Source organism: Thalassobacillus sp. B23F22_16 (genome assembly GCF_043496955.1).
In the GTDB taxonomy this organism is placed as follows: domain Bacteria; phylum Bacillota; class Bacilli; order Bacillales; family Halobacillaceae; genus Thalassobacillus; species Thalassobacillus devorans_A.
Window position 1 is genome coordinate 61833 of sequence record NZ_JBIEKD010000005.1, and the last position, 11901, is coordinate 73733.

16 protein-coding genes are annotated in these 11901 nt (G+C 40.1%); 10 read left to right on the forward strand and 6 right to left on the reverse strand.

Annotated elements, in window-relative coordinates:
* The first annotated feature begins 156 nt into the window (after positions 1-156).
* From hypD to ACGTNI_RS06050, 9 genes are all read left to right on the forward strand, one after another.
* Positions 157-1263 (forward strand): hydrogenase formation protein HypD, encoded by a 1107-nt coding sequence (gene hypD / locus ACGTNI_RS06010; RefSeq protein ID WP_394460766.1) that lies wholly within the window; start codon positions 157-159, stop codon positions 1261-1263.
* A 282-nt stretch (positions 1264-1545) separates the two neighbouring features.
* Entirely contained in the window at positions 1546-1995 is a 450-nt protein-coding gene (locus ACGTNI_RS06015) for a ferritin-like domain-containing protein (protein WP_085505462.1), read from the forward strand.
* A 123-nt stretch (positions 1996-2118) separates the two neighbouring features.
* On the forward strand, positions 2119-2322 hold the full coding sequence (locus ACGTNI_RS06020) for a YwbE family protein (protein WP_085505463.1): 204 nt from the start codon (positions 2119-2121) through the stop codon (positions 2320-2322).
* A 270-nt stretch (positions 2323-2592) separates the two neighbouring features.
* Positions 2593-3186, forward strand: a complete 594-nt coding sequence (locus ACGTNI_RS06025) for a CalY family protein (protein WP_085505464.1) — start codon at positions 2593-2595, stop codon at positions 3184-3186.
* A 132-nt stretch (positions 3187-3318) separates the two neighbouring features.
* The gene (gene tapA / locus ACGTNI_RS06030) at positions 3319-4278 is read left to right on the forward strand and encodes an amyloid fiber anchoring/assembly protein TapA (protein WP_394460769.1); all 960 of its coding nucleotides are present in this window, start codon (positions 3319-3321) and stop codon (positions 4276-4278) included.
* A gap of 8 nt (positions 4279-4286) precedes the next feature.
* Positions 4287-4865 (forward strand): signal peptidase I SipW, encoded by a 579-nt coding sequence (sipW, locus tag ACGTNI_RS06035; RefSeq protein ID WP_085505466.1) that lies wholly within the window; start codon positions 4287-4289, stop codon positions 4863-4865.
* 45 nt (positions 4866-4910) lie between these two features.
* Positions 4911-5633, forward strand: a complete 723-nt coding sequence (locus tag ACGTNI_RS06040) for an LPXTG cell wall anchor domain-containing protein (protein ID WP_085505467.1) — start codon at positions 4911-4913, stop codon at positions 5631-5633.
* Positions 5634-5693: 60 nt separating this feature from the next.
* Positions 5694-6338 carry a class D sortase gene (locus ACGTNI_RS06045; RefSeq protein ID WP_085505468.1) on the forward strand — a complete coding sequence of 215 codons (645 nt, stop codon included), beginning with the start codon at positions 5694-5696 and terminating at the stop codon, positions 6336-6338.
* An 18-nt stretch (positions 6339-6356) separates the two neighbouring features.
* Positions 6357-6605 carry a hypothetical protein gene (locus ACGTNI_RS06050; protein WP_085505469.1) on the forward strand — a complete coding sequence of 83 codons (249 nt, stop codon included), beginning with the start codon at positions 6357-6359 and terminating at the stop codon, positions 6603-6605.
* A gap of 624 nt (positions 6606-7229) precedes the next feature.
* Here the strand turns inward: ACGTNI_RS06050 and ACGTNI_RS06055 are convergent.
* The gene (locus tag ACGTNI_RS06055; RefSeq protein WP_085505470.1) at positions 7230-7460 is read right to left on the reverse strand and encodes a YczO family protein; all 231 of its coding nucleotides are present in this window, start codon (positions 7458-7460) and stop codon (positions 7230-7232) included.
* A 64-nt stretch (positions 7461-7524) separates the two neighbouring features.
* Positions 7525-8163: a hypothetical protein gene (locus tag ACGTNI_RS06060; protein WP_394460773.1), complete on the reverse strand. Its 639-nt coding sequence runs from the start codon at positions 8161-8163 to the stop codon at positions 7525-7527.
* Positions 8164-8294: 131 nt separating this feature from the next.
* On the opposite strand from ACGTNI_RS06060, the gene ACGTNI_RS06065 reads away from it, so the two are divergent.
* Positions 8295-8813, forward strand: coding sequence for a GNAT family N-acetyltransferase (locus ACGTNI_RS06065; protein WP_394460775.1), 519 nt, complete (start codon positions 8295-8297; stop codon positions 8811-8813).
* A 41-nt stretch (positions 8814-8854) separates the two neighbouring features.
* Here the strand turns inward: ACGTNI_RS06065 and ACGTNI_RS06070 are convergent, their stop codons facing one another.
* The 4 genes from ACGTNI_RS06070 to ACGTNI_RS06085 form a co-directional block, all read right to left on the reverse strand.
* Positions 8855-9769: a ketopantoate reductase family protein gene (locus ACGTNI_RS06070; protein WP_394460777.1), complete on the reverse strand. Its 915-nt coding sequence runs from the start codon at positions 9767-9769 to the stop codon at positions 8855-8857.
* Positions 9770-10093: 324 nt separating this feature from the next.
* Complete coding sequence (locus ACGTNI_RS06075) at positions 10094-10399, reverse strand: hypothetical protein (protein ID WP_085505475.1); 306 nt, start codon at positions 10397-10399, stop codon at positions 10094-10096.
* A gap of 197 nt (positions 10400-10596) precedes the next feature.
* Entirely contained in the window at positions 10597-11604 is a 1008-nt protein-coding gene (gene mreBH / locus ACGTNI_RS06080) for a rod-share determining protein MreBH (RefSeq protein WP_085505476.1), read from the reverse strand.
* A 148-nt stretch (positions 11605-11752) separates the two neighbouring features.
* Positions 11753-11884 carry a YflJ family protein gene (locus ACGTNI_RS06085; protein ID WP_082411897.1) on the reverse strand — a complete coding sequence of 44 codons (132 nt, stop codon included), beginning with the start codon at positions 11882-11884 and terminating at the stop codon, positions 11753-11755.
* Positions 11885-11901: the final 17 nt, after the last annotated feature.

The following is an 11901-nucleotide window of genomic DNA, read 5'->3' on the forward strand; positions in this document are numbered from 1 at the left end:
TTCCTCGAGTAAAAAGTGAAATGAATGGATTTGATCAGTTAATCAGGAAGCAGGATCAAAGGTGTCGTCATAGGCTTACATGAATTGGAAGCAATCGAGTTAATAGATTAAGAACAGGTGGTTTACTTATTTGATTTATGGAGAGGAGCTGTAAGGATGAACCTGATGTCCTATCGAAATGGTCCCGTGTTCAAGCGACTTTTCAGAAAAACTGAGCCTCTTTTAAAAGAAAAAAGGGAAGCATTAGGCAGGAAAATTAATTTAATGGAAGTATGCGGAACCCATACGGTAGCTTTTTCTAAATCTGGGGTAAGGAATCTGCTTGCTCCATATATCAACCTGGTTAGCGGTCTGGGATGTCCGGCTTCTGTGACCGATCAATGTGATATTGATCAGATGATTGCTTATGCAACATGTGAAAATGTCATCGTCACGACCTTTGCAAATATGTTGAAGGTGCCTGGCACTCATTCCAACCTTTATCAGCGAAAGTTAGAAGGTTCAGACATAAGAATTGTCCAATCACCATCACAATCGCTTGAAATAGCTGAAGAGAATCCAGACAAACGGGTTGTCTTTTTAGGTATCGGATTTGAAACCACAGCTCCGAGTATTGCACAGACGATAAAAAAAGCGAAAGAACAAGGAACTAAAAATTATTTTGTTTACCCCGCAAACAAGCTGACACTTCCAGCCGTCGCTTCTTTGCTAATGGATAAGGAACATAAACTGGATGGCTTATTGCTGCCGGGGCATGTTTCGGTAATAATTGGACGCCATGGCTGGCAGGGGTTAGAAAGGTTTCGTGTACCTACCGTTATCAGTGGATTCGAGCCAATAGATCTGCTGTCATCGGTTGTTTTATTACTGAAAGAAATGGATAGATCCTCACATGTTATTCAAAATAATTACCCTCGACATGTTAGGGAATTCGGCAATGGACAAGCGAAGAAGCTTGTAGAAGAAGTTTTCGAGGTACATTCACCATCATGGAGAGGTTTCGGTAAGCTGCCAGACAGTGGACTGACCATTCAGGCGGAATTTAAAAAATATGATGTACGAAAGAATATTGTGACCGATAAACCAATGTCGAGGAATGTGAAAGACTGTCGATGCGGAGATATAGTAAAAGCGAAAGAAGTACCATTTAACTGTAAGCTGTTCGACATTGCCTGTACACCGGAAAGTCCCTTGGGTCCCTGTATGGTTTCCTCAGAAGGTATCTGTTCGACCTACTATCAATATGAGCGAGAACACCTGTAAAAACATCAGCACCATTAAAAGGAGTGTGTAGGATGTGTCAGAGAACCTGAATCATCAAGATGCCCGGCTGGCATTTAGGCACACCTTTATTCTCTATCAAAATTTGTTTCCAAATGCCGGTTGGATTTGGAAGAAGCAGAACGTTCTACAGAGCAATTGATTGGCCAGCTAAGACAAATTGAACTGAATTACCTCACCGATGAAACTTAGTTATTAATCTGGATGTTAATGGAAAAAGGTAAGGGATACCATGATTTCATGTATTAAAAAGGAGAGGGTATCATGTATTATTCTTATTATTATCCGTATTACCAGCCGATGGAGCGGCAAAATCAGCAGCAGCTGATCAGCAATATTGCCCAGGCTATCAACGGAGAGTACACGGCGGTCCAGTGTTATGCTAAATTGATTGAGCAGGCACCGACAAACGAAGAAAAACGACAAATCAGGGAAATCCGAAGGGATGAAGAAAAACACCTGCGGCAATTTAGTCGTATATACAGAAGTTTAACGGGAAGACAGCCGAGCCCACAGCAGATTGAGGATTGCCCGACTAATTATCGGAGGGGAATAGAAGCAGCTTTCAAAGATGAACAGGATACGGCTGATTTTTATCAGGACATTGCCGAGCAATCTACCGATCCTTTTATCCAACAGACATTCCGTCGGGCATCGGCCGATGAGCAGAATCACGCCGTCTGGTTCCTGTATTTTATGACAAAAAGACGCTGACTGGTGCAATAGCCCGATTAATAGAATTTATGGCCCCCTGGCATTTTTGTATAGCTTGCAGTTCTGGTTAATAACCGTCAGAATAGAAGAAGTAAATTTGCAAGGGAAGGCATGTGAAATGAAATGAGTAAAAGCGGGCAATACCGTAAAGATATTCAACAGGGAGCCGAAGTAGATATCGTTTTAAAGCAGGATCAGCGGACTGGTAAAACTACCCGTGGAGTAGTGAAGGAAATTCTAACAAAATCTGCCCAGCATCCTCATGGAATAAAAGTCCGTCTTCAGGATGGCCAGGTTGGCAGAGTCAAACAAATCCATGATAAATAGATGATGGTTTACTTGAACAAGCCCCTTAGGATGCGTAAGCATTTTAAGGGGCTTATTCTTTATTTATGTTCTTTATATAACACAAAATGTTCTTTATAAGAAATAAAATACTAAGAAAATAGCAGATAATCAAAGAAAAAGAACGCCTTTAGTTCTTTATATGGAATAATCAGCCATTTTTGAAGGTTTTACATCTAGGGTTTTTGGCATATACTCAGTTTGTGGTTCTCAAAAGAGAACAAAAAACAAAATCAAGAGGAGGAATTTTGTATGAGTATTAAGAAGAAATTGGGCATGGGTGTTATGTCTGCGGCGATGGGTTTAGCATTAATGGGCGGAGGTACATACGCTTACTTTAGTGACACTGCTGAAGCTTCAGGATCATTTGCTGCAGGAACGTTGCAACTTAGCACTAACCCAGAAGAGGTAATAAATGTAGATAAAATTAAACCTGGAGACACAATGCTTAGAGAATTCAAACTTGAAAATGATGGAAGTTTAGATATTGCAAGTATCGATTTACTCACTGATTATACTGTAAATTCAGACGATAGTAACAAAGGAAATGATTTTGGTGACCACATTCGAGTTAATTTCCTAATAAATGCTGATAAATTGGATGCGCCTGTCTTTAGTACCACACTATCAGAATTAAAAGACATGGACCCTGATGTTATTGAAGGGAATTTCTGGAGTCAATTCTTTGCTGAGAAAGGTGGTAATCTTGCTGCTGGTACCACTGATACTTTTTATGTGCAATTTGAATTTGTAGATAACGGTAAAGATCAAAACATATTCCAAGGTGACTCTTTAGAACTAAACTGGCAATTTAATGGTATGCAAGGAGCAGGGGAAGCAAAATAATAAATACACTGAGAAGCAGTAACTTCCTGCTTCTCAGTTCCTTCATTTATCAATTCTTTCCCTTTCACTTCGAGGTTTTAGCTTGAAATGAAAGGAATTGAAAAACAATACATAATTTATGGCTGAAAGGACGTGGTTGAGATACGTATTTCACGGTTAAGTGACTTTAGGAAGAAGCATCGGTCAATTATGGTAAAGCTTTTTAGCATTTTTTATGTTTCTACACTAATCTTATCCTATGCAACGTCTGATACTGGGGCATTTTTCAATTCTAAATCTGTAGCGAAAACCACGATCCAGGCCGGCCATTGGGAGGAAAAATCTCTTTGGGACAAAAGCTCACTGAAATTTGTAAAAGAAAAAGGTGGAGAAGTAAAGGAATTAATGGAACAAGGGTGTAAGCCGCTTAAGATCATGGCGGCTATCAAGAATTCTGGAAGTGATATGGAAGGCACATCAGAGTTTGAAGTTTATTATTCGGAATCTGGCAACCCAATGAAAAAAGGAGAAAAGATTGCTGATGGCACGATTGAAATTATAAAGAAAGATGGAGTTGGAGAGATAAGCTACATAGCTAAGGAGCCTGGCAACTATAAGTTTAGAGCTTTCCAACGACCTGGGCATGGTAACAAAGAAGATGAAAGACATGACTTATGGAGCGATACGATTACTGTTGAATGTGATGAGGAAGAAGAGAAAGCTAATAACGATGCAGAGAGAGAAGATAGTGAAGAGGAAACGGAATCTCTTGATCAAAATGTTGAGAAAGATAAAGCGGAAGAACAGACTGATGAAGAAGAGAGTCAAGAGCAAACAGAAGATGACTCAGCTCAGGACGAAACTTCAAATGAGGAATCAAAGAACAAACAAGATAAACCACCAGTAAAGTCTAATGATTCCGCTCAAAAGTCAGAGGATAAAGCGGCTTCCTCTAATGAAAAAGAGGATGAAATAGCGGAAGATACGGAGAGACCTAAACAAGAAGATGCTAACAAAAAAGGGGTTAAAGAAGAAAAAACGATAAGTGAAAAGTCAAATAAAGAAACAACGGAAGAAAAAACCTCAGAAGAACAGAAAGAAAATAAGGAGTGACTAACAAGATGAAAATCGTTAAGAAAGTGTTGAACTATCTAATTACCACAGTGTTAGCAGTATTGCTATTGTTCATGGTATTCATGGTCATCACGTCAAAGGCTTCGCCGGATGGCCCGAGTATGTTCGGTTATCAATTAAAGACAGTCTTATCAGGATCGATGGAACCAGGAATCAAGACAGGTTCAATTATAGCTGTTGAACCAATAGAAAATACAGAGAAACTCAAAAAAGGAGACGTTATCACTTATAAAGAGGAAGACTACCTTGTCACCCATAGGATTACAGAAGTTGTGGAAAGTGAAGGGCAAACCCTCTTCAGAACAAAAGGTGATAACAATGATGCTGAGGATTTGAATCCGGTCCAATCTGAAAATGTTGTCGCTCAATACACTGGTTTTACCGTTCCTTATCTAGGATATTTTGTTGATTATGCTAAATCCAAAACTGGCAGCGCGTTACTGTTGTTCGTGCCTGGTGTTCTGCTTCTTGGTTACGCTTGCTTTACCATATGGCAGACATTATCCTCTATCGATACAAATACTCGTAAAGAGGAGGAAGAAGCAACTGTCCAAAAATCATCATAAGTAACATTAATACAAGAGCTGCAATTTATAAAGGGGGAACTGTATATGAAATTATTTAAAATATATACCATTTCCATTGTAGCTCTTGTGCTGATTTTGGTCATTCCAAACCATCCTCTGGCAGAAACGAATGGCAAAAAAGAAATTGATATTTCAACTAGTCCTAAAAATGTTTTATTCAATACGGATAATATAAAACCTGGAGACACAATTACCAGGGAAATTACAATTAAAAATAACGGATTACAGGATTTTAGATATCTTTTTACAAGCGAGTTTTCGAAAGGATCCAAAATGTTTTATGACGCTCTATTACTCACAGTAAAAGATAAAGAAAATATTTTATTTGATGGAATGCTGAAAGATTTTAAGGAACTTGAACCTCGTCCACTATTACATGGCACTTTTGAAACTTTGGAACTTAGAGTTGAAATGCCTTACGAGCTTGGAAATGAGTACCAGGGTTTAAACGCTAAGGTCTCTTTTAAATTTTACGCTGACGGGAAAATAACGGATAAACCAGACGAAGAAAATCCAGAGAGCCCAGGAGATAAGGATAACCAAGAAAGTCCATCCACACTAGGGACTCCAACTAATGGAGGCGGTTCAGGCACGCCACAAACAGGCACTGCCATACCTGCATTTTCTGGAGGTTTACCGCAAACGGGTGAATCAATGCCAACTATATACTATTTGATTGGCGGGTTACTCATTGCTTTTGGATTTGCTCTATATGCTTCTGGACAGTTGAAAAGAAGAAGAGAGTAGTGGGGAACAAGCATAATAAACTCCACTGCTCTTTTTATATAGAGGGAGGGCCAAAGGCTGATGAGAGGTGTAGCTGTAATAGTCGTACTGATAGGTGTTGGCTTTTTGCTTTACCCAACGATAGAAAATTATTATACCTCTAACCAGCAAGATAAAATGTTGGAGGCACTGGAGAAGACACAGCCAGAAATCGATGACAATGAAATGATCGAAAGTTATCAAAACGTAAATCAAATATTAGAAGCTGGAGAACAAGAAAATTCGCAACAAAAACATAAAGAATCTCAGAAAGTCTCAGCAGTTCCTATAATCGGAAGCATTGAAATTCCTACCATTGATTTGAAACTCCCACTATTAGAAGGCGCCGGAATGGATAATCTGGAATATGCGGTCGGTCACATGTCTGAAACAGCTCAAGTAGGAGAAATCGGCAATTCAGCACTAGCGGGGCATCGCGGCTACAGTTATGGCAGGTTGTTCAATCGGCTGGATGAAGTAAAGGAAGGGCAGGAAGTGAAGGTATCCACACAAGACGAAACCTTTACATATCGTGTGAAAGAGACATTTCTTGTTATACCTACAGATCTGTCAGTTTTAGAACAGCCAACAGATAAGTCGATGGTGACACTGATCACCTGTCATCCGATTAAAGATCCGACACATCGGTTAATCGTCCAGGCTGAACTTGTAGAAGAAGGTAGTTGAGTTTAAGGAGGTAGAAACATGATTCGTTTGTTGGATAGAACCTATGTAAGTCTGATCAATGGCAGGCTTGTTAAGCTGGTTTTGCTTAGTGATAACCGCTGTGAAATATACATAAATAAAGAATTTCGAGGTATTGGTCCATTTGATTACATCAAAGAACAAATTAATCTGCTTGAAAAACTTCAGCCTCGCACTCGAGTGGGGTATATTGAGGACTCGGTACTTTTCCAGGAATTAAATGAGACGAACATAGATATAAAGGTATAATTCCATTGGAAAAGCGGGTCCGACATTAGTCAGACCCGCTTTGTAGTTTTAAACGTTTGGAAATGCTTTATTATGTTGCACACGTTGTTTTATACTTTAAGAAAGTTTAACTTTGAAGGATTAAAGTATAAGAAAATACTAAGGCTTTCGCCATAAGTACTTGGCGACAAGCCAAGTTTTTCTAATGTGTGTCTATTTATTATGCCGCGGTTCAAATTCCGTTTGGTAGTTTTCTAACTTAGACGACGCAAGCCCTACCTCTCTTGCATCCTTACGGCTCCGAAGCCGATCCAGTGTGAATAAGTCTTTCAAAAACTTAGCACAGAATGCCAGTTTTGTCCGTCAAGAGTTCGATCATACTACACTCTTAACGTTTCTTTACATTTCAACGTTCCATTCGCTATATAGCTACAAAAGACAATACTACAGGAAAGTAAGCATCCTGTCAATAAAATGTTTTTGAATCAAACTCCCAAACTAACGACGGCAAAGAGTAATATAGAACCTGGCGGCCGGCCCTCCAGGTTCTTCTAATACTTTAAGAAAATTTACCTTTGTTAAAGGATTAAACTATAAGAAAATCTAAGACTTTCGCCATTAGAGTTAGGCGATAAGTCAGGTTTTCTAATAGTCCTGACGATATTTCTCTTCTGAACCAGAATCTTTCTTTGTTTTATCTTTTTTCTTTTCTTCCTTCATTTCTTTATTCAAATCATCCATAGGAATGGGATCAGTCAGCTGTTCTTCTTCGTGCTTGTCCAACAAGCTTTCGTTATCTGACTTGATTTGTTCAGGCTGATTCCTTCTGGCCATACCCTTTTGCTGGCGGTCTTTTTTCTTTTGGTTTTCAGCCATCCTTTTCACCTCATTCTTTCAGCGTTATATGAGAGATATACCTCTTTCTTTAAAATCCTAAACGTTATCTATTTTTCAATTTCTTTACAAAAGATTGCACCCATTTAGAATGATAAAGCATATCAAAAGCGGTACTGATGATAAGCCCATGTAAGATTACGCCGAAAATCGTGAGAATTACTACAATCGTTTGGCCGATTCCAGTGGATGGCTCAAAGGCTGTCCTGCCAAAAAAAGTGATGGCTGTAAGGGCACCGAGCATTGCCTCCCAATAGCTTTCTACTCCTGACTCGAATTGATATAGCGGGATAATGGCAAGGAAAATGGCAATCGCAGTTAATCCAGCAACTAGCGACAAGTGCTGGCCTTTTAAGTATCGAATAATTGGCTTGGTATAAAACTTGGTAATCGACTTGAGTCTCAACAAGTGGAGGATTCTTGCAAACCGGGCAAATTGAAACACGGCATCCAATGGTATCGCTGCTATGACAATGAAGGGATGTTCTTTGATGAATCCCCATTTACTTTTGCTTTTAAATAAGCGGTATAGAAAGTCCAGGAAAAAGATGGCCCATGTCGTCCAGACGATGTAGCTGTCATAGCCTGTCTTTTTCCAAATCGTAGCTACTGAAAGCGTAGCCAGAAGCATCATGAATATTTCATATGTTGTTTGTTTTTTAGTTCGATCCGTGAAAAAGCCCATGATTGTACATCCCCGAAATTTTTACTTTTATTCATCAGAATTATGCTAAAATTATAGAAACATAGATTTACTGGTAAAATCATACTCTGTATCAGTTTATCATAATTAACCAATGAAAAAGGGGAAGAGACATGACGGACATCAAATTGGCGGAAAAGCATCAGGGGGAGGAAATCTTTAAACTTTATCAGGCTTGTGGCGAAGTTTTGACAGCCCAATCCATTCATCAATGGGATGAAAATTATCCTGGGCGAGCATTTTTGGAGGAAGCGATAGATCAGAATGACTTATATGTGATGGTAGAAGGTGGAAATGTCTTTGGTGCAGTCATACTGAATGAAGCAGAAACGCCAGAATGGGAAGCGGTAGAGTGGCGTGATGTCATTGGAAAACCACTCGTACTTCATGGCTTGTGCATTTCTCCGACGCACCAGGGAAAAGGGTATGGCCGCAAAATGATAGAGTGGTGTGAGGACTACGCAAGGCAGTATGGATATACAAGCATTCGACTTGATACCTTTGATGGCAATCCTGTTTCCAACCGATTATATCTGCATAACGATTTTCAACTGCGAGGATATGTGGAGTTTACCCACAGGCCGAAAGACTGTCAGCGTTATAACTGCTATGAAAAATGGATAAGCATATAAACAGGAAAGGAAGCCCGAAACTACCGGGCTTCCTTTTACATTCAAGCATTTTCAAATGGTTTGATAATGCCGTATATGGCTTCGATATAAGGCAGTTTCAAACCGACCGTTTCCCCAAGACGCAAAGCACCGCCATGCAGATGCTCGACTTCTAAGGTCAGTCCCTTTCGACGGTCCTGGTGCATGGAAGAAGTAGCTTCTTCACCTAAGTTCTCCATACTTTCGAAAGCTTTGTCTACATGTTCATCGGTAAGTTCTAACCCATGGCTATTGGCCAGTTGCTGCATATCTTCAAGGATTTTACGGGCGATATGGAAGGTTTCCGGATGTTGGCGAATCTCGCCAATTGGCAGGTTGACTGCAGTCGTAATGCCGGAAAATGCTGTGATGAACATGTATTTTTTCCAAATTTCTTGTAAAATGCTATTACTCAGCTTTCCATCGAATTTTGATTGTTCGCAGGCAATACCCAGTTCATCTACTACTTCATGCTGGGATTGATGGAGTGCACCAAAGATCAAGTCATGTATCTGAGAGGAGTGGATGACATGTCCATTTTCATCAAGCGTAGCTATGATAAAGGAAAGACCTCCAACCACAGCTTCTTCGCCTAATTCTTTTTGCAAGACAGAAATATGTTCCACTCCATTTAAAACCGGGAGTACCTTTGCCCCTTTATCAACGAGCGTTTTCAACGAATCAATTGTACCAGGAAGATGGTAACCTTTCACTGATAGAAAGACAAGGTCGATACCTTCGGCTTCATTTGCGTTTCGGATAATAGAAGGCTCTTCTATTTTATAATTCCCATGTGGACTATGTATTTCAATTCCATGTTGCTGCAGCTGTTTTGCCCGTCGTTCGCGTACTAAGAATGTAACTTCATGACCTGATTCGTGCCAGCGACCGCCAAAGTAGGCCCCCAAGGCACCGGCTCCGATTACTAGAATCTTCATTTTTCCACCTCCGAAATCTTTATCTTTATCTTAGCATGAAGCTCGTCCATTATCATAGAAAACTGCCACCCGGTGATTATATGAAATTGAAAACATATAAAGCGCAGAAATAATGTCCCATAACAGTATTCTTTTTCTAGTTAAATGTCGATTGCGTCTAGTTTAATAACGATTTTGTCTTATAATATTTTAAAGTTGTCTAGTTTAGTCTTTGAAATGTCGCATAAGGTTGGTGAACTGTCTAGTATACAGGTGAATTGTCCAATAAACCTTTTCATAAGGCAGGGCCGTTCCACTATGCCGGAACGGCCCTGCCTTCAATAATTATTTTGCACGGTTCATTGCTTTAGATGATATAGCAGCGTCAATAACCAGAACAATTGCTGTAATCATATGCATAAACCACCCGACACCTGGTATAACACCTACAACACTAGCAATCAGCCCGAGCACACTGCCGGCGCTGAATCGGCTGTCTTTTACAGAAAAAATCAAGGTGATCAAGTGTAGGACAAACATAAACATCAATGGCTGCCATCCTGATCCGATAATGAACAACCCGCCTGCAATTGGGATGGCAAGTAGTCCTTCTAGTATACCGGTAACCCATTTAAATGTTGTGGATACCATGCGCTTTCACTCCAATCCTATATAGAAAATTAACTAGTTCTATTTTATTAGCTTTTCCTGTTTCTTAAGATTTATAAACTAATTCCTTATAGAAAATGCCTTGTTTTCAAGGTCATCAGGCGTAAGCTATCCTATTTATACATACAAAAAAGCAGAGCAATTGCTGCTCTGCTTTAATAGTTGTTTTCGCCTGCCTATCACTTAGCGGCTTTTTGGAGTTTTTGAATCATTTTGATGGAGCGCCCCGTTCCGATAGCGACTGACTCCAATGGGTTCGGTGCCAGATGTACTGGTACAACGATCACTTCAGAAAGCCACTCTTGCATGCCTTTCAACAAAGCGCCTCCTCCAGTTAAAATAACGCCATGGTCGACAATGTCGCCGCTTAGTTCTGGCGGACAGTCTTCCAGAGTTGCACGAATTGTCTCTAGAATCTGCTCAAGAGATTCACGTAACGCTCCTTGGACTTCTTTAGACCCTAGCTCGATAGTTTTTGGCAGGCCGGTGACCATATCACGGCCGCGAACTTCCATCTTTTCTTCTTTATGGTCGAGCAATGCATGACCAATTTCCATTTTAATTTGTTCGGCAGTTCTTTCACCGATAAGAATGTTGTATTCTTTGCGGACATATTGGATGATTTCTTCGTCCATTTTGTCACCGCCCGTACGGATAGAACGACAGGAAACAACACCGCCGAAGGATATGATGGCTACTTCGCTTGTTCCCCCACCGATGTCTACGATAACGTTAGCGACCGGTTCTTCGACTGGAAGGTCAGCACCGATAGCGGCAGCAATCGGCTCTTCGATCAAGTGGACGTTTTTTGCTCCATAGCTTTTAACCGCGTTGTGAATAGCACGACGTTCGACAGAAGTAGAACCGGATGGAGTACAAACGACAACGGTCGGTTTCCGCATAGAAGCACCTGCCTGTTTACTTGCTTTCTTCATTAACTCTTTCAACATTTGAGCGGTCATATCGTAATCAGCAATGACACCATCTTTCAAAGGGCGTACAGGGATCACATTCTTTGGTGTCTTTCCGACCATTTCTTTTGCTTCTTTCCCTACAGCGACGACTTCTTTTGTATCCGTATTATAAGCTACCACGGAAGGCTCATTTAAAATGATACCTTTGGACTTTGAGTAGATTAATATATTAGCAGTTCCTAAATCAATACCAATTTCAGCAGTTGCAAACATGTAGAAAGTACCTCCAATGATGACAGATTTCTTCTAATATTAATTCGACCAATATTTACTATTTTCGGGGGTGGATGATAGGAAATCTATCAATACTATTATAATTAAAAAAAGGGCAGAGAAAAAATCCCTCTGCCCTAGTATAAACTTAATCTTCTTTTTCGGCTAATAGGTTTGCAAGAATGTGCTTTTTAAACTTTTCCACTTTTCTTCCTTCGATTGTATTAACCCCATGTTCTTTCAACTTTTCTACGTACCAGCCTTTGCTTCCTACGTGCATCCCTATCATCCTTTCTG